At 40.5% G+C, this 19,385-nt stretch carries 15 protein-coding genes and 1 pseudogene; all 16 read left to right on the top strand.

Annotated elements, in window-relative coordinates; all coding sequences use genetic code 11:
- Positions 1-136: 136 nt before the first annotated feature.
- The 16 genes and pseudogenes from cdaA (at position 137) to V6D44_RS19845 (ending at position 19,378) form a co-directional block, all read left to right on the top strand.
- Entirely contained in the window at positions 137-958 is an 822-nt protein-coding gene (cdaA, locus tag V6D44_RS19920) for a diadenylate cyclase CdaA (RefSeq protein ID WP_087992006.1), read from the top strand.
- A complete protein-coding gene (cdaR, locus tag V6D44_RS19915; protein WP_087992007.1) occupies positions 951-2,393 on the top strand; it encodes a CdaA regulatory protein CdaR in 1,443 nt (480 codons plus the stop codon). Before cdaA ends, cdaR begins: the two co-directional genes overlap by 8 nt.
- An 18-nt stretch (positions 2,394-2,411) precedes the next feature.
- Positions 2,412-3,758, top strand: a complete 1,347-nt coding sequence (gene glmM, locus V6D44_RS19910; RefSeq protein ID WP_202329095.1) for a phosphoglucosamine mutase — start codon at positions 2,412-2,414, stop codon at positions 3,756-3,758.
- A gap of 430 nt (positions 3,759-4,188) precedes the next feature.
- The gene (gene glmS, locus V6D44_RS19905) at positions 4,189-5,991 is read left to right on the top strand and encodes a glutamine--fructose-6-phosphate transaminase (isomerizing) (RefSeq protein ID WP_202329093.1); all 1,803 of its coding nucleotides are present in this window, start codon (positions 4,189-4,191) and stop codon (positions 5,989-5,991) included.
- 332 nt (positions 5,992-6,323) lie between these two features.
- Complete coding sequence (locus V6D44_RS19900) at positions 6,324-6,947, top strand: undecaprenyl-diphosphatase (RefSeq protein ID WP_087992011.1); 624 nt, start codon at positions 6,324-6,326, stop codon at positions 6,945-6,947.
- Between the two features lie 1,087 nt (positions 6,948-8,034).
- A complete protein-coding gene (locus tag V6D44_RS19895; protein WP_253268778.1) occupies positions 8,035-9,543 on the top strand; it encodes an NADH dehydrogenase subunit 5 in 1,509 nt (502 codons plus the stop codon).
- Positions 9,544-9,557: 14 nt separating this feature from the next.
- A complete protein-coding gene (locus V6D44_RS19890) occupies positions 9,558-12,176 on the top strand; it encodes a DUF2309 domain-containing protein (protein WP_087991806.1) in 2,619 nt (872 codons plus the stop codon).
- Positions 12,177-12,237: 61 nt separating this feature from the next.
- Positions 12,238-12,765: a carbonic anhydrase gene (locus V6D44_RS19885; RefSeq protein WP_087991765.1), complete on the top strand. Its 528-nt coding sequence runs from the start codon at positions 12,238-12,240 to the stop codon at positions 12,763-12,765.
- A gap of 57 nt (positions 12,766-12,822) precedes the next feature.
- Positions 12,823-13,113, top strand: coding sequence for a DUF6407 family protein (locus V6D44_RS19880; protein ID WP_253268779.1), 291 nt, complete (start codon positions 12,823-12,825; stop codon positions 13,111-13,113).
- A gap of 52 nt (positions 13,114-13,165) precedes the next feature.
- On the top strand, positions 13,166-13,528 hold the full coding sequence (locus V6D44_RS19875) for a DUF2294 domain-containing protein (RefSeq protein WP_202329087.1): 363 nt from the start codon (positions 13,166-13,168) through the stop codon (positions 13,526-13,528).
- Positions 13,529-14,015: 487 nt separating this feature from the next.
- A complete protein-coding gene (locus V6D44_RS19870) occupies positions 14,016-14,318 on the top strand; it encodes an ArsR/SmtB family transcription factor (protein WP_003234907.1) in 303 nt (100 codons plus the stop codon).
- Positions 14,319-14,442: 124 nt separating this feature from the next.
- Complete coding sequence (locus tag V6D44_RS19865; RefSeq protein ID WP_253268780.1) at positions 14,443-15,615, top strand: MFS transporter; 1,173 nt, start codon at positions 14,443-14,445, stop codon at positions 15,613-15,615.
- 117 nt (positions 15,616-15,732) lie between these two features.
- Positions 15,733-16,118, top strand: a pseudogene (locus V6D44_RS19860) (glutamine--fructose-6-phosphate transaminase (isomerizing)); the annotation flags it as partial.
- A gap of 307 nt (positions 16,119-16,425) precedes the next feature.
- Positions 16,426-16,593: a sporulation killing factor gene (skfA, locus tag V6D44_RS19855; RefSeq protein ID WP_019257315.1), complete on the top strand. Its 168-nt coding sequence runs from the start codon at positions 16,426-16,428 to the stop codon at positions 16,591-16,593.
- Between the two features lie 66 nt (positions 16,594-16,659).
- Entirely contained in the window at positions 16,660-17,895 is a 1,236-nt protein-coding gene (gene skfB / locus V6D44_RS19850; protein ID WP_087991769.1) for a sporulation killing factor system radical SAM maturase, read from the top strand.
- Complete coding sequence (locus V6D44_RS19845) at positions 17,888-19,378, top strand: CPBP family intramembrane glutamic endopeptidase (RefSeq protein WP_087991770.1); 1,491 nt, start codon at positions 17,888-17,890, stop codon at positions 19,376-19,378. Before skfB ends, V6D44_RS19845 begins: the two co-directional genes overlap by 8 nt.
- Positions 19,379-19,385 lie beyond the last annotated feature (7 nt).

Below are 19,385 nucleotides of genomic sequence, written 5' to 3'. Positions count from 1 at the left end.
TTTACGGGCTGTAAGAGCTGGCGCATTTCACTTGCCGAATCGAAATGTGGTATAATGGGCTCGCTATGTTAAGTACATATGCGTAACACGTAAAACACAAAAATACGAAATGACTGAAATCTTGGAGGACGAGGAAATGGCTTTTGAGGATATCCCTTTTTTGCAGTACCTCGGCAATGCCGTTGATATTCTCCTTGTTTGGTATGTGATATATAAACTTATTATGGTCATACGTGGCACGAAAGCGGTTCAGCTGTTAAAAGGAATTGTCGTGATCGTGCTTGTCCGTATGGCCAGCCAATATTTGGGCCTCGGCACGCTTCAATGGCTGATGGACCAAGCAATAACATGGGGATTTTTAGCAATTATTATTATTTTTCAGCCTGAGCTGAGAAGAGCGCTTGAACAGCTTGGCCGGGGCCGCTTTTTCTCAAGAAGCGGCACGCCTGTGGAGGAAGCGCAGCAGAAAACGATTGAGGCAATCACAAAAGCGATCAATTATATGGCGAAACGCCGTATAGGCGCCCTGTTGACCATTGAGCGGGACACTGGAATGGGCGATTATATTGAGACAGGCATACCATTGAATGCCAAAGTCAGCTCTGAGCTGCTGATCAATATTTTTATCCCGAACACCCCGCTTCATGACGGTGCTGTGATTATGAAGAATAATGAAATTGCCGCTGCCGCCTGCTATCTGCCGCTTTCGGAAAGCCCGTTTATTTCAAAAGAACTGGGTACGCGGCACAGAGCGGCTGTCGGTATCAGTGAAGTGACAGACAGTTTGACGATTATTGTGTCTGAAGAGACCGGCGGCGTCAGTGTGGCAAAGAACGGCGACCTTCACAGAGAGCTGACCGAAGAAGCGCTGAAAGAAATGCTTGAAGCCGAGTTTAAGAAAAACACCAAAGACACTTCTTCTAACCGCTGGTATTGGAGGGGCAAGAAAAATGGATAAATTCTTAAACAATCGCTGGGCTGTGAAAATTATTGCTCTGCTTTTCGCGCTCTTGCTTTATGTGGCGGTCAACAGCAATCAAGCACCGACTCCGAAAAAACCGGGTGAATCTTTCTTTCCGACATCAACAATTGATGAGGCAACACTGACCGACATTCCGGTCAAAGCGTATTACGATGATGAAAACTACGTCGTGACGGGTGTTCCGCAAACGGTTAATGTCACGATAAAAGGCTCGACAAGTGCCGTGAAAAAGGCTAGACAGACCAAGAATTTTGAAATATATGCCGACATGGAAAATTTAAAAACCGGCACACATAAGGTTGAGCTAAAGGCCAAAAACGTGTCGGATGGGCTGACAATCTCAATCAATCCGTCTGTTACGACAGTTACGATTCAAGAACGGATGACCAAAAGCTTTCCCGTAGAAGTGGAGTACTACAATAAAAGCAAGATGAAAAAAGGCTATTCTCCGGAGCAGCCGATTGTCAGTCCGAAAAATGTGCAGATTACCGGATCTAAAGATGTGATTGATCATATTTCTCTTGTGAAAGCTTCAGTGAACCTGGAAAACGCAGATGAAACGATTGAAAAAGAGGCAAAAGTGACTGTCTATGATAAGGACGGAAACGCGCTTCCTGTGGACGTGGAGCCCTCGGTCATCAAGATTACCGTTCCGGTGACAAGCCCAAGTAAAAAAGTACCCTTTAAAATTGAACGGACAGGAAGCCTTCCTGACGGTGTCAGTATAGCGAATATTGAATCCAGCCCCAGTGAGGTAACGGTTTACGGCTCGCAGGATGTGTTGGATTCTCTTGAATTTATAGACGGCGTCAGCTTAGATTTAAGCAAAATTAACAAGGATTCCGATATCGAGGCAGATATTCCGCTTCCTGACGGCGTCAAAAAAATCTCGCCGTCAAAGGTGACTTTGCATATAGAAGTAGATAGTGAAGCGGATCAGAAGTTTGAGAATGTCTCTATTAAGACTGTAGGGCTGAGCAGCTCGCAAAACATTGAATTTCTAGATCCTGATTCGCAAGCGATAGACGTGACGGCTAAAGGCTCTCCCAGCAATATAAAAAAACTGGAAAAATCAGATATTGAATTGTATGTGAATGTTTCAGATTTAGATGACGGGGAGCATAGCGTGAAGCTTGAAGTAAACGGGCCTCAAAATGTAACCTGGTCCTTGGGACAGAAAAACGCCAAAATCAAGCTGACGTCTAAAAAAAGCAATACATCAACTAATGACAACAGCAGCAATACATCAGGGAACCAGGATGACACAGGTCAACAAACGAATGATCAAAAGAACAACCAGCAAGATACAACGAAAAACAGCAATGATCAAAAACAAGACGAACATAAAGATCAAAACCAAGATCAGGATGAGGACGAATCTACTTCTGGTTCACAATCATCATCAGAATAAAAAAGGAGCGATTATAAAATGGGCAAGTATTTTGGAACAGATGGTGTAAGAGGTGTCGCCAATAGTGAGCTTACACCTGAGCTGGCCTTTAAAGTCGGACGTTTCGGCGGATATGTGCTGACAAAAGACAAACAACGTCCAAAAGTGCTGATAGGCCGCGATACACGGATCTCCGGCCATATGCTGGAGGGAGCCCTTGTCGCCGGACTTTTATCCATTGGCGCAGAAGTCATGCGTCTGGGTGTCATTTCTACACCTGGTGTATCTTATTTAACAAAAGCGATGGATGCAGAGGCAGGCGTCATGATTTCTGCCTCTCACAACCCAGTGCAGGATAACGGCATCAAGTTTTTCGGGGGAGACGGATTTAAGCTTTCCGACGAACAGGAGGCTGAAATTGAACGACTGATGGACGAACCGGAGGATAAGCTGCCAAGACCGGTCGGAGCCGATCTCGGGCTTGTAAATGATTATTTTGAAGGCGGCCAAAAATATCTGCAATTTTTAAAACAGACAGCTGATGAAGATTTCACAGGCATTCATGTGGCGCTCGACTGTGCTCATGGCGCAACATCGTCCTTGGCGACACACCTGTTTGCTGATTTAGATGCAGATGTTTCAACAATGGGCACTTCCCCGAACGGGTTAAACATTAATGACGGCGTTGGATCGACACATCCAGAAGCGCTCAGCGCGTTTGTCAAAGAGAAAAACGCCGATCTCGGCCTTGCGTTCGACGGTGACGGCGACCGCCTGATTGCGGTCGATGAAAAAGGAAATATCGTTGACGGCGACCAAATCATGTACATATGCTCAAAATACCTGAAATCAGAGGGCCGCTTAAAGGATGATACAGTCGTTTCAACCGTGATGAGCAATCTCGGCTTCTATAAGGCGCTCGAAAAAGAAGGCATCAACAGCGTTCAGACAGCTGTCGGCGACCGTTACGTAGTAGAAGCGATGAAACATGACGGCTACAATGTCGGAGGTGAGCAGTCAGGACATCTTATTTTCCTTGATTACAACACGACAGGGGACGGATTGTTGTCTGCTATTATGCTGATGAACACATTGAAAGCGACAGGGAAGCCGCTGTCAGAGCTTGCAGCTGAAATGCAGAAGTTCCCGCAGCTGTTAGTCAATGTGAGAGTAACTGATAAATATAAAGTCGAAGAAAATGAAAAAGTAAAAGCTGTTATTTCTGAAGTTGAAAAAGAAATGAACGGCGACGGCCGGATTTTGGTGCGCCCTTCAGGCACTGAACCGCTCGTCCGTGTTATGGCTGAAGCGAAAACGAAAGAGCTGTGCGATGAATACGTAAATCGCATTGCTGAAGTTGTGCGGTCAGAAATGGGATTGGAGTAACGAAGCCTATCATCAGAGAGCGAACAAGACAAGCGAGGTTTACATATGATAATGGTGAGACATGCGGCAAAGTTGTTTAAAAAACAATTGACCGTGCATGGCACATGCTGTAAAATCAAGCTTGTCTTGTTCTTATTTTCTCTGAGGAAGAAAAGATGGGATTATTGCTTCACCTATAATTATAGCGCCCGGACTAAGCGCCCGAAAAAAGGCTTAGTTGACGAGGATGGAGGTTATCGAATTTTCGGCGGATGCCTCCCGGCTGATTATGCAGATCACAGCCGTAAGGATTTCTTCAAACCAAGGAGGCGACTCCTTGCACAAAGAGAAATCACATGATCTTCCAAAAACATGTAGGAGGGGACGATTGAAAGTCCCCTTGAAATTCGACTTTCTTCGTCTCCTTTTACAATCTTAGGAGGAAGAAATTATGTGTGGAATCGTAGGTTATATCGGTCAGCTTGATGCGAAGGAAATTTTACTGAAAGGGTTAGAAAAGCTTGAGTACCGCGGATATGACTCTGCGGGTATCGCTGTTGCCAACGAACAGGGGATTCATGTGTTCAAAGAAAAAGGACGCATTGCTGATCTTCGTGAAGTTGTGGATGCCAATGCAGAGGCGAAGGCCGGAATTGGCCATACTCGCTGGGCAACACACGGCGAACCAAGCTATCTGAACGCTCACCCGCATCAAAGCGCACTGGGCCGCTTTACACTTGTTCATAACGGTGTGATCGAGAACTATGTTCAGCTGAAACAAGAGTATTTGCAAGATGTAGAGCTCAAAAGTGACACCGATACAGAGGTAGTTGTTCAAGTAATCGAGCAATTTGTCAACGGAGGACTTGAAACAGAAGAAGCGTTCCGCAAAACACTTACACTGTTAAAAGGCTCTTATGCAATTGCTTTATTCGACAACGAAAACAGAGAAACGATTTTTGTAGCGAAAAACAAAAGCCCTCTATTAGTCGGTCTTGGAGATACATTCAACGTCGTAGCATCTGATGCGATGGCAATGCTTCAAGTGACCAATGAATACGTAGAGCTGATGGATAAAGAAATGGTCATCGTCACTGATGATCAAGTTGTCATCAAAAACCTTGATGGTGACGTGATTTCCCGTGCTTCTTATATCGCTGAGCTGGATGCCAGTGATATCGAAAAAGGCACATACCCTCACTACATGTTGAAAGAAACTGATGAGCAGCCTGTTGTCATGCGCAAAATCATCCAAACGTATCAAGATGAACACGGCAAGCTGTCTGTGCCTGGCGATATCGCTGCCGCTGTAGCGGAAGCGGACCGCATCTATATCATTGGCTGCGGAACAAGCTACCATGCAGGACTTGTCGGTAAACAATATATTGAAATGTGGGCAAGTGTGCCGGTTGAAGTGCATGTAGCGAGTGAATTCTCTTACAACATGCCGCTCCTGTCTAAGAAACCGCTCTTCATTTTCCTTTCTCAAAGCGGAGAAACAGCAGACAGCCGCGCGGTACTTGTTCAAGTCAAAGCGCTCGGACATAAAGCTCTGACAATCACAAACGTACCGGGATCAACGCTTTCTCGTGAAGCTGATTACACATTGCTGCTTCATGCAGGCCCTGAAATCGCTGTTGCGTCAACGAAAGCATACACTGCACAAATCGCAGTTCTTGCGGTTCTTGCATCTGTAGCTGCAGACAAAAACGGCATTGATATCGGATTTGACCTCGTCAAAGAACTTGGTATCGCTGCAAACGCAATGGAAGCCCTTTGCGACCAGAAAGACGAAATGGAAATGATCGCACGTGAATACTTGACTGTATCCAGAAACGCTTTCTTCATCGGACGCGGCCTTGACTACTTCGTATGTGTCGAAGGCGCACTGAAGCTGAAAGAGATTTCTTACATCCAGGCTGAAGGTTTTGCCGGCGGAGAGCTGAAGCACGGCACGATTGCTTTGATCGAACAAGGTACACCAGTATTCGCACTGGCGACACAAGAGCACGTAAACCTAAGCATCCGCGGAAACGTCAAAGAAGTTGCCGCTCGCGGAGCAAACACATGCATCATCTCACTGAAAGGCCTAGACGATGCGGATGACAGATTCGTACTGCCGGAAGTAAACCCAGCGCTTGCTCCATTGGTTTCTGTTGTTCCATTGCAGCTGATCGCTTACTATGCTGCACTGCATCGCGGCTGTGATGTTGATAAGCCTCGTAACCTTGCGAAGAGTGTTACTGTGGAGTAAAATGTTTAACCCCTTTGGTTGTTTTGTGGCTTTGAAATAAAGTCGCGATTTTTGTAAAAAGATGTGATGTTTAAAATAAAGTTACGACGTTTATAAAAATGTTACGACGCTTTTTCCCTTAGATAATTTTTGTCTAAGGGTATTTTTCTATTTTAACTAAAGAGGCAGGTAACTAAAAGTTATAAGGGGATTCCAATTGATTTTGGGTCCCCTTTTTACATAAATGATGTGACACCAATCTTACAAAAATGTAACTTTAATCTCAAATAATGTAATTTGATTCGATGGCAGGTCATCTAATTTTCTTTTACTATGTTCTAAAAAGAGATTGGATGGTGTTGGGTTTGGATATTTCAGAAGTTAATATATCACTGTTTAGACTAGTTAATGACTTAGGAAAAGAACATCCCTTTTTGAATCCTGTATTTAGTTTTATTGCTGAATATATGGTTTTTTTACTTGCACTAAGTGTTCTTTTTATTTGGTTTACAAGAGATACGGATAATAGAATTATGATTCTTTGTGCATCTATCGCTTTCATTTGTGCCTTTACGATAGGGAAGGTTGCAGGGGTATTTCACTCGAATTATCAACCTTTTGTTGAATTGGGAGAGGTTAATAAACTGATACATAAAGAAAAAGACAATTCTTTTCCAAGTGACCATACAATTTTATTCTTCTCATATTGTATTTCATTCTGGCTCTTTAAAAGAGGCTGGTCAATTTTATGGGTATTGTTAGCTGTTCTTGTGGGAGTCTCCCGTATATGGGTTGGGGTTCATTATCCTTTTGATGTTTTAGCAGGAGTATTAATAAGCCTAGCAGTTTCAACTTTTATATATTTAACATTCCCTAAACTAAATGTTACTCAAACTACCATAAAAATTTATGAAAAATGTGAAAACATACTTCTTTATCGCTTCAAAAGAAAGGAAAACAAGTCAAAAAACCTTTAGATTTATTCAACAATCGGGTGCTAATGTTCAAAAAATCGCAACCTAAAATGATCAAACTCTTTTATAAAGATTCCATCTGTATTCAAAACTGTAGAATCCATTTTGATCTATCTTTTTTTCTAAATGGATTCTTTAAATTTGCCGTACACTGAAGGTTCATGTGTTATTTTTGATCAACCTTTATTTCACAGCTACAGTTTTAGCCAAAGGGGTTTTTTGTTTTAAAGATGGCTATGTTTAGTTTTACAAATATTTAAGATTGCCAAAGAATATGAAAATATAAAGAAGGTATTTTCAGGGAAAGTGACATCTACGGAGAAATTGGGGAATTCTAGCGATAACAATATCCACAGCAGCTAGTTCAACCGATTTAAACACGGTAAATTTTTGGTCGTTAGGGCTGTTGAAAATAAAGTAGGAACCAGTATTCATTTATAGTTGCTAATTGAACTCAGTTATTTACTAAACAAGAAAATGATTATAAAATTTTTCTTGTATTTAAAAAAATTAAAGTGATAGATATCATAAGCCTTGGATAAAGATTCAGGATGTATATTTAAAGGGAAAGCAAGATTTCATACTTCATTCTCCGTATTCCAACATCTTGACAATGTTTAAAATTTAGCATATCTTATACGTAACGTAATAATCGGTGCAGATGTTTATTTTCGCCATTCTAAATTATTAGGCCTTTAGCATTCTTTTGATATTTAATTTAAATCTTGACTGGATGAAAAAGTATTCTAATATTAAAAAGGAAAAGTAACATAAATCGATTTATTTTATAATCAAGGGACTAAATGAAAGTTTTAACGATGATTCCTTTAGAAGGAAGTTAAAATATAGCTTAAAGCTAAATGACCAATAATAAGGTAGCTCTTCAAAAAACTTCACTGAAGTTAGTTGAAGTGAAGCCGACAATTTTCAAGATTCAATGATCTAAAATTATCATTGAAATTTTGAAGTTGTCGGTTTTTTTATTGGAAAAAAATAGAGATGAATAAAAATTGTAATAAATGATAGAAAAATATGATCTGACTTAAAGGTCTTTTGAACAATAATGACATTTAAAAAGGGAGAAGTTAGAATGTTAGTTTCGTCATCATTATTAACATTATTTTTTATGATGCTTATTGCATCTGGGATAAGCGGACTATTGTTTTTACATCCACGCGTACCCTTGAGCTTTATTCGCATTCATATTGGTATTTTGGCTTTACCACCGTTGGTATCCTTAGTCATTCTTGCCAATGGCAGTGTGAATGGAAATGTGGGCCCTTGGTACTTAGATTCCTTAGCTTGGTTAATGGCTTTCTTTGTTTTAGCAATTGGCCTAATCATTCAGCGTTTTTCTGTACGTTACTTAATGGGGGATCGATCTTATCGAAAATATTTTGCGCTTTTTACTTTCACTACAGGTGCTGCTTCAATTGCATGGTTAAGTGGTGATCTCCGCCTGATAGTTGTTTTTTGGGGAGCAACTCTTGTCGGTTTAACCTTACTTATCAGGTTAAACAGTGCATGGCAAGTGGCTAGTGAAGCAGCCAAGGTTTCTGGCCGCTTATTTTTGTTAAGTTGGTTTTCTTTGTTTTTCGCGATGATTTGGCTTTTTCAAGTCACAGGCCAATGGCAGTTATCATTGGTTTTAACAAATGAAAGTTTAGCTCAACTGGGGGGATGGGAGAGAACAGGGATTAATCTATTGATTGTATTAGCAGTGATCATTCCCGCAGCTCAATGGCCATTCCAAAGATGGTTAATTGAGTCTATTGTTGCTCCAACTCCTGTTTCTGCGATTATGCACGCAGGTTTAGTCAATGCAGGCGGGATTATACTAGCCCGGTTTTCACCTCTATTTAATGGTGGTATAGCTTCGATTATTTTACTTATGCTTGCTGGGATCTCTGTATTGATTGGAACTGGCATTAGTTTAGTCCAGGTTGACTATAAACGCCAGTTAGTAGGCTCCACGATTGGACAAATGGGGTTTATGCTCATTCAGTGTGCATTAGGTGCGTATGTAGCAGCCATTATTCATCTTATTTTACATGGTTTATTCAAAGCTACGTTGTTTTTACAAGCTGGTTCAGCGGTACGGTCTCATGAAGTATCGGCTGGCGTTAATATAGGAACATCCTATTTATGGATCATGGGTGGTCGGATTTTATCCTTAGTTATAGGGGTTTCTTTTTGGCTCACGGCTCCTGATGAGGGGTATCAATTCATTAGTGCGCTAATCTTAGGGTGGTCATTGTCCGTTTCTTGGACTCAGCTCGTAGCTTTTGGAGAGGGAAGACTTGGCCGAATTGTTGGCATAACATTTTTAGGAGGAGCAGCTCTCGTATATTTTATCATTCATAGCCTCTTCTATGAGTGGTTGCATACAATCGCTTTTCAAAGTGTTCAGCCTCCAATGTCAGCTGTGATCATTGTCGTATGTCTCTTACTATTTGGCAGTGCTTTAGGTACGTGGGTTGCTCGTCATCGTTCTTCCGTTTTCTTCGCAGTACTCTATCTTTGGTTAGTGCGATTAGGTGAAGCAAAACCAAAGACAGTAGAGAGACATCCAGACTACCTTAAACAATATTTATCATAAGGAGGTCATCAATGATGGGCATTACATCTGTATTAACGAAAGAAAATGTAAAAAACAAAGATGTAGATCTTGATGTTCAAGAAAGTGATATTCACGTTTTAATTGAATCTGCCAGCCGAGTGATTGCGCCGCTTTGGCCTATTTCTACCTTTGCTGCACGCAATCCGTGGATGGGTCTCGAAAACCAACCTTTTGATCAGGTTGCAAGCTGGTTGAAAAATACCCGTGATGTTGATATATACCCTAGTGCGTCTTTGATCCATTCAGCAAAGAATAAAGGTGAGATTGATGAAGATTTTGTGGAAATGGGGCTGCAGAGTTGGTTGGATTCACATTCCTTTACTATCCCGCGGGACGCGGCAGAACGATTTTGTCGTGCTGGATTAAAATTAGATCCACTGCCTTCCGACCTTTTATCATCGCATAAGCTGGAGAAATTGGTGAATGAATGTAGTGGATTGGATCGTATCGAGAATATTTTTATGCAGCCAATAAGTTCATATATAGAGAATCAAGATGGTGAAAGGTTAATCAATATACTAGATCATCATGTCATTAAGTGGTGTAAATTATATCTTGATGACTCTCAAGCAGGTTGGACAATGCCCAATCGTGATGAAGGTTTTTATCGTTCTTGGCAGCATCTGATTCAATATGATCCAGCACTTAGTAAAAAGCAGCGTGAAAGATTAAAAGGCTGGCCGCAAGAAGCACACTTGGCTTTACAAGAAGTATTATTCGCACTAGAAATCCCCGAATCAGAAATCCAGAGCTATCTTGAAGGTCATTTACTTTCCTTACCTGGATGGGCAGGGATGATGCTTTGGCGCTCCCAACAATCGAGCCATGAACATGCACTTCTAACAGAATATTTAGCAGTTCGAATATTGATGGAGCGTGCCTTTGTAAAGCCTTATTTACCTTTGGCTAATCAACGACCTGAGAAAAAAATGTCGATTACGCCCCTTTTAGCAGCTTGGATCCATTGGGGGGACCTTGCAATAGAGGAATGGTCACAGATGTCGGCCGATGAACAAAACGAATATTTATCATTTGCCTACAGCTTTGATGAGAACCTTCGCAGGAAACTTTGGTTAGAAGCTTGGGAACAAACACACACAGATCGATTAAGTCAGAAGATCATCTCGAAACAACACGAAACCAACGGTAAAACATCGGCGTTAGCTCAATTAGCATTCTGCATCGATGTCCGATCAGAACCTTTTCGCCGTCAACTAGAAAAAGAAGGCCCGTTTGAAACGATTGGTATTGCCGGTTTCTTCGGGGTGCCGATTGCAACTTGTGAACTTGGCAGTAAACACAGTCATGCCTCCTTGCCGGTCATACTAAAACCGCAACATAAAATAAAAGAGTTCGTAGATGATGATGTACTCGAAAAATACAACCAACGCAAAAAGGCAGTTTATTCCGTAAGCCATACATTTAAAACGATGAAACAGAATGTGCTTACGAGCTTACTTCTGCCTGAGCTAAGTGGACCTTGGCTAAGTCTGCAAATGGTAGCGCGTAGCTTTGTACCAAGAAAAGCAGATCGTTTCATTCGTAATCTCCGTGAGACTTGGTTACGCAAACCTGATACAAAACTCTCGCTTCATCATGTTTATGACACAGAGGCAGAGATACCTGTTGGTTTTTCTGAAGAAGAAAGAGTGAACTTTGCTCGCCAAGCTCTAAAAATGATGGGGTTAACTGAGAATTTCGCACCATTAGTCGTGATTTGCGGGCATGGCAGTCAAAGCGCCAATAATCCTTATGCAGCAGCTCTTGACTGTGGTGCTTGCGGTGGAGCTGCCGGCGGATTCAATGCAAGAGTTTTAGCTGCTTTATGTAATCTTTCAGAGGTAAGAGAAGTTCTTTTAACTGAAGGAATTAAAATCCCTGAGGATACCGTTTTCGCAGCCGCTGAGCATAAAACAACAGTGGATGAATTACATTGGATTTATGTTCCTGAACTTTCCGAAGCTGCACAAGAAGCATTTGATCGTATCGAAGCTGTTATGCCGAAAGTGAGCCATAATGCAAATGCAGAACGTCTAGCCCAATTACCGAATTTCCAAAAGGAACTTAAAAATCCGAAGGCTGAGGCACACCGATTTGCGGAAGATTGGAGTGAGATACGTCCGGAATGGGGACTAGCTCGTAATGCCGCTTTTATCATCGGCCAACGTGAACTAACTAAGGATTGTGATTTGGAAGGAAGAGCCTTCCTTCATAATTATGAATGGAATCAGGATGAAAGCGGTGAACTCCTAGCAAATATTATTGCAGGGCCTGGAACTGTGGCCCAATGGATTAATTTACAATATTACGCATCAACGGTCGCACCTCATTATTATGGCAGCGGAAATAAGGCAACTCAAACCGTTACTGCAGGTCTCGGAGTTATGCAGGGGAATGCAAGTGACTTGTTAGCCGGACTGCCTTGGCAATCCGTCATGCAATCAGATCAAGAGGTTTATCATTCTCCTCTTCGTTTGCTGGTTGTCATCCAAGCTCCTAGAGATTATGTAGAACGGTTATTAAATAATGATTCAGTATTTCGAGAAAAAGTTCAAAATGGATGGATTCGACTGGCTAGTGTTGATCCAGATGGACGCTGGGAAAACTGGTAACTATTCATATGGATTCGTTACTCAATACAAAAATGATAAACATAAAGAAGAGGTGTGCTGTATGAATGTAAATAAAAAAGTATTATTTTTGACGGACATTGAAAACGGCTTGGAGCCTATTTTACAAGAAGTGACTAACACTCCAGCGGAAAATATGCTGACGATACAAAGCTATGGTGCCGTTATCTCACGTCCCTATGGAGAAATCATGAGGTCTGTTATCATTGCAATTTATCAGGAAGATGTTGAGGAGGTTTTTGTTGTAGGCACAAAAGATAAGAGGACTTCCCCAGGCAATGTACGAACTCAACTTGAAACAATGAAAGATAAAATACAAACATTGGATTATCTTTTTCAAAATTGCAAGCCTGAATTTTTTGGTGGTACAGTCGATGAATGGCTAGATGGAAATGAAAATAGTATTGTCGCTATTGAAAAAAGCGTGGAAATCATTCGCCATCATCCACTAGTGCCGTCAGATGTTAAAGTTAGAGGTTTAATCGTTAATCCAAAGGATGGAACATCTTCAATTGTGGATGCTCCTGCTGCTAAAACAGGTCAAGCCTCACCTGATCATTGCTTGTCATGATGGAAACGGAAGGAGTTAACCTCTAAGCACTGAAAAAAGCAGTTTTAAGGAGAAAGTATGGCCGCGAATTTAACTGATTTTGTAACGAAAACAATAGAGGAAATGAGTCCGTTTGATCGTGAAAATATAGAATGTATGAAAAAAGTAATGAGAAAAGCAATTGATTTTTATCATTTGAAATCTTATGAAGAAGTTGAGGAAACCCACTTAGGAAGCGTTCGATTTTTGCATGTACACTCTATTATTGAAGAAAATATGTTATCCAAAATGATAGTCGTCACAAGAAACGGTAAAACTGATTTGGATATTGAAGATGTATATGCAGGACATGTTGTAAGAGAATATTAATCAGACGAAATAACGAATATGCCAATTTTTTTGCTCAGGAGATGTTTTATAAATGAAAAAATCGAAAGGTTCTTTTGAATCAGAGATCAGTAAGTCAATTACGCAATGGGAAAAGGATTATCTTGGGCGTGGGTCTGTATCTGTTAAGACCGATATCTTGCGGGACATGATCATTGTTAATTTAAAAGGAATTTTAACACCAGCTGAATATGCAGTTTGTGGATCAAAAGAGGGTATGTTATCTATCAAACAAACTCGTTCGGAGTTAGTTGAATCAGGTATAGAAGAACTTAAGGATATTATCCTGACGATAACCGGAGAAGAAGTGACAAGTTTTCATACTGATTTAAGCTCTCGGACAGGTGAACGAGTGATGGTGTTTAAATTATTTAATGATCTTGAGAAGAATCTTTGATGTAAAGAATTAAAATGTTTTATTAAACAATCTATTCAAGCCCAAGTGGAGGGCTGAAGCATTCAAGGTTGTCATATTTTACTTTTTTAAACACGATGGAAGTTATGATAAATTGAACATAATCAGCTGCCGCTTCTTTTGACTTACAGTTATGCCATCATTAATGATTTTTCATTCATAATCTAAGCGGACGCAAAGAGATATCAATTTATAGCACACTGTCTTGTTATTCCTGAAGATTCAATGGTTTCATTTCGAAAGATCTAACATCCGCTTTTGTTACGAGCGGATGTTTTTTACATCTATTTAAATAATGAATTTGATGCTAGTGGATTGATCACTTGATCGATATTAAACTCATTTTAACTGGAAGTCATGAAAACATGCTTCGGAACTGAAAAAAGTCTTCAGATTTTTAATGTCTAAAAAGAAGTCAGTTGCCAAAAAACGAATTGACATATCGGAATATAACGATATAATAATTGGTATGGAACCAATTGAAGTATTCAAAGCCTTATCAAATGAATCAAGGCTGCAAATTTTACAATGGCTGAAGGAGCCTGATCGTCATTTTGCACCCCATGAAGGGATTGATATGAACACAATCGGGGTATGTGTCAGTCAAATAACAGACAAATTGAAAATGACGCAATCGACGGCTTCTCAATATCTTACCATCCTTTTAAGAGCCGGCCTGATTAAGGCGGAACGAATCGGAAAGTACACGTATTACAAAAGAGATGAAGAAGCCATTGGGAAACTTGCTGACTTTCTTAAAACAGAGATATAAAAATAAACATCAAAGGATGTTTATTTTTACACTATACATATCGACATATTACGATGTGTTTATTTTTTATAATAACATATCGATATTTCGTGATATGTTTATTAATGATTAAGGAGTGAATGCTATGTCTAATACTTGGAAAATTTATATTTTAGCCATTGTCAGCTTTTTAGTTGGAACCTCAGAGTACATCATTTCGGGAATTTTGGATCAAATTGCTCATACTCTCGGGATCACTTTGGCTGCCGCGGGCCAGCTTATTACGATCTTTTCACTTGTATATGCTCTTTCCACACCCGTACTTATGGCATTGACAGCAAGTATGGATAGACGCAGGTTGATGATGTATGCCCTCGGTTTGTTTGTGTTTGGCAATGTCCTGGCTTTTGTACTGCCTGGTTATGGATGGTTTATTGCTGCTCGGATCATTATGGCGATGGGAGCAGGTGTGGTTGTTGTCACCGCATTAACGATTGCCGCTAAGATTGCATCGGAAGGGAAGCAAGGTAGTGCCATCGCTACTGTTGTTATGGGATTTACCGCCTCTTTAATCATAGGTGTTCCGCTTGGAAGAATGATAGCAGTAGCATTAGGCTGGAAGTCTGTATTTGGTGCAATTGCTTTGTTGGGATTGATCGCAATGGCCGTTATATTCTTTACTCTTCCGCATACTGAAGGGGATAAGCCTGTACCTTTGCTTCAACAGCTTTCTCTTTTCAAAAAACGGAAAGTGGCGATAGGATTATCAATCACTTTCTTCTGGCTCGGGGGATACTCTGTTGCTTATACCTATCTGTCACCGTATCTCTTGAACATTTCAGGAATAAGCGGCAAGTTGCTTAGCGGTGTTTTGCTTATATTTGGAGTTGCCAGTTTAGTTGGATCGAAATTTGGGGGGTTAAGCACCGACAAATGGGGAGTGTCTTTTACACTTGTTGGCGGAATGACATTGCATATCGTCGCACTGATTCTGCTGTCATTTGTCACTCATTCCTATATCGGAGTGTTGGTGATTCTCATATTATGGTCGTTTGCCGCATGGTCTACCGGTCCGACACAGCAATTTCACTTGGCTACAATAGAACCGGAAATGTCAGGTGTTTTGCTCAGCATTAATCAGTCCATGATGCAACTCGCCATGGCAGTCGGCGCAGGGATAGGGGGAGTTTTTGTAGAAAACGTATCATTGGCCTCGATTACCTGGATTGGTGCATCAGGGGTTATGATTGCAATTATGGCATCATTGCTGATTTTTAATTCACAACCGAAACAGGCGCTAAAAGATATCAATCAATAATCTACTGCTTTGTTTGGTTCATTTCGAAAGATCTAACATCCGCTTGTAAATACAAGCGGGTGTTTTTTACAAGTTGTTCAAAGTCCGTTCGTCCATAAGCCTTCCAAGGGCCGACATCGTTCTGTATGTGTCGAAGGCGCACTGAAGCTGAAAGAGATATTTTAAAGTTTTGCCGGCGGAGAGCTGAAGCACAGCACGATTGCCTTGATCGAACAAGGTATACCAGTATTCGCACTGGCAACACAAAGAGCATGTAAACCTATACATCCGAGGAAACGTTAAGGAAGTTGCCACTCGCGGAACAACACTTGCATCATCTCACTGAATGGACTAGACGGTGCGGATAATAGATTCGTACTGCCGGAAGTAAACGCAGCGCTTGCTCGTGTTGGTTTTTGTTGTTCCTTGTAGCTGACGTTTACTATGCTACACTGCATCACGGCTGTGATGTTGATAAGCCGCGTAACCTTGCGAAGAGTGTTACTGTGGAGAAAAATGTTTAACCCCTTTGGTTATCTTAGCCAAAGGGGTTTTAGTATGAATATTTTATTTAAATTAGAGGAGAATTCATTTAACTAAAGTCATTGCTTTATATAATCACTAAAATTTATTTGGAATAATCTCTTGATTTAATTTCCTCGCAGAGATTGTTTGAGATTAAGATGATCCACTTATATCTATTTAATGTAATTTTTAGGATAATATACAAAATTCCCCTTACTTCGACAATTGCAATCTGGTATTATCGTATCGCATGGAAGCTATGTCTATAGACTCTATGCAAAATTGAATTGAGAGGAGGTTTTACTTATGAAAAGAAACCAAAAAGAATGGGAATCTGTGAGTAAAAAAGGTCTTATAAAGCCAGGGGGTACTTCGATTGTAAAGGCTGCCGGCTGTATGGGCTGCTGGGCCTCGAAGAGTATTGCTATGACACGTGTTTGTGCACTTCCGCATCCTGCTATGAGAGCAATTTAACATTTGAGAATAGGGAGTTGAGCATATATGCTTATACTCCTTATTTTCTCTTGAGGGGGATTTTATATGTCAAATGATCGGGTTAAGGATATCGATTTACCAGAGTTAGCGGTTCATTTACAGCCTCATGGTGCAGTAATGGTTGATAGAAAAAGTATGTTTTATTTTAGACTCAGTGGACGTGGAGCACAGTTGGCGTTTCTTTTATCAAAAAACAAAAACCTCCACAAAACGGCACGTATTTGGGAAATTGTACAGAAAGAAGAGATGAGTGCTGAACAATTAAAAGATGAGCTTAGTGCCCATCCCTTTACAGAGGCTTGGACGCAAGGGCTGTTAGATCAGCCTTTACATGTTTCAGGTTCGTTAGATTCATATTTACCTATTAGTTGTACTCTGCAGTTGACAAATGCATGTAATTTAAGCTGTTCTTTTTGTTATGCCAGCTCAGGAAAACCATATCCGCAGGAACTATATAGTGAACAATGGATTTTGGTTATGCAAAAGCTAGCAGCCCATGGAGTTTCTGATATTACACTGACCGGAGGTGAAGCGAAGCTAATTAAAGGGTTTAAAGAATTAGTCGTTGCTGCAAGTTCGCTATTTACCAATGTAAATGTATTTAGTAATGGATTGAATTGGCGAGATGATGAAGTTGAATTACTCAGTCACTTAGGGAATGTTTCTGTACAGATTAGTATTGATGGTATGGATGATACTCATGACCGATTAAGAGGCAGAAAAGGCGGTTTTAAAGAAAGTATGAATACCATCAAAAAATTATCAGAAGCAAACATTCCAGTGATTGTTGCTATGACTATCAATGAGTCTAATGCCGGTGAAGTATCTGATGTGGTGGAGCGATGTGCCAATGCGGGTGCTTTTATCTTTCGTGCAGGAAAAACGTTATCTGTCGGACGAGCGACAGAAGGTTTTAGGGCTTTGGCTGTTGATTTTGAAGAGCTGGTTAAAAATCAGCTTAGGGAAGCCCGTGTCCGATGGGGAGACTGCCTGAACATCATTGACTGGGAGCATGAAGAGAGTTCTTTCACAACAGATTTTTGTACGCCTGGATATCTTGCCTGGTACATTAGAGCAGATGGATATGTAACTCCCTGCCAATTAGAGGATTTGCCACTAGGACATATCTTAGAAGATAGCATGGCAGACATTGGTTCACCTGATCGTTTGTTTCAATTAAAATGTGATGCTAAAAATTGCAAATGTATTGGGAAAATTGAGCTTTCAGAACCGGACTTGCCTTTTCAAAAAGAAGTCAAGGTAGGGATGAGGAATGAATAGTCTATCGGTGGTATTTTGGGTTATTTTGGCAGTTGTTGGATTGCTGTTATTTATTAAATTTAAGCCTCCAACAATTGCTTCACTGCTCTTAAGCAAAGATGAGGCAAAGGAAATAAGTATACAATTTATAAAAGAGTTTGTTGGGATGGATGTGGAAAACTGGGATTTTTATTCGGTATATTGGTATGACCATGATACAGTGAATAAACTTCATCACTTAGGCATACTTAAGAAAAATAGAAAGGTTTTATATGATGTCGGGTTGGTCGAATCATGGAGAGTCCGTTTCGTTCACCAAAATCAATCATTTGTAGTTGGTGTCAATGCCAATCGAGAAATCACTTTTTTTTATGCGGACGTTCCCAAAAAGTCCCTCTCAGGGAAGTTTGAACAAGTTTCTCCAGAGGCACTCAAGCAGAGGTTAATGGTTTCGCCTGATGGACTTTGGTCTAGAGTAAATATGACTGGTACTGGTAAAAAAGAAGAAGATTTTAGCGAGGTCAGTACTTATTGGTACATAGCGGAAGCTGGAGATATTCGACTAAAGGTGACAGTTGAATTACAGGGTGGGCGAATTTCTTATATTGGGACTGAACAAGAAATACTAACTGATCAAATGAGTAAAGTCATTCGAGATGAACAAGTGGAGTCGACATTCGGAGTATCTGGTATGTTGGGTTCAGCTATAGCGATGGTAGTTGCCATTCTCATACTTGTATTTATGGATGTGCAAACAAGTATAATCACTAGCCTTGTTCTAGGTTTGTTGATTATAATATGCCAGTCGTTGACACTAAAAGAAGACATCCAATTGACAATTGTGAATGCTTATGATGCAAGGATGAGTGTCAAAACGGTCAGCTTGTTAGGTGTTTTGTCTACACTTCTTACAGGATTATTAACAGGGTTTGTAGTATTTATATGTTCAATGGCAGGAAATGCGCTTGCTGGTGAATTAGGATGGAAAACGTTTGAACAACCAATGATTCAGATTTTCTACGGAATAGGAGCGGGGCTCATTAGTTTGGGAGTGACTTCTCTACTGTTTAACATATTAGAGAAAAAGCATTATTTAAGTATATCTCCTGAGCTTTCTAACCGAACCGTCTTTCTATCAGGTTTTACTTTTAGACAAGGATTGAATATGAGCATACAAAGTTCAGTCGGAGAGGAGGTCATCTATCGGTTGCTAATGATTTCAGTCATTTGGTGGTTGAGTGGAAATATCATTATTTCCATTATTGTATCGTCCTTTTTATGGGCGATTATGCACCAAGTAACTGGATATGATCCAAGGTGGATACGTTGGCTACATCTATTTATATTCGGTTGCTTTTTGGGAGTTCTATTTATCAAATTTGGTTTTATATGTGTATTAGCAGCTCATTTCATTCATAATTTAGTGCTCGTCTGTATGCCGCTGTGGCAATTTAAACTTCAGAAACATATGCATCACGAAAAACCAAAGTATACTTCATTCTAATGATTAG

The sequence above is a fragment of the Bacillus sp. 0209A genome, assembly GCF_036765095.1.
GTDB classification, from domain to species: domain Bacteria; phylum Bacillota; class Bacilli; order Bacillales; family Bacillaceae; genus Bacillus; species Bacillus subtilis_G.
The sequence above is the reverse complement of the archived record's forward strand: the minus strand, read 5'-3'. Positions and strand labels throughout refer to the sequence as shown.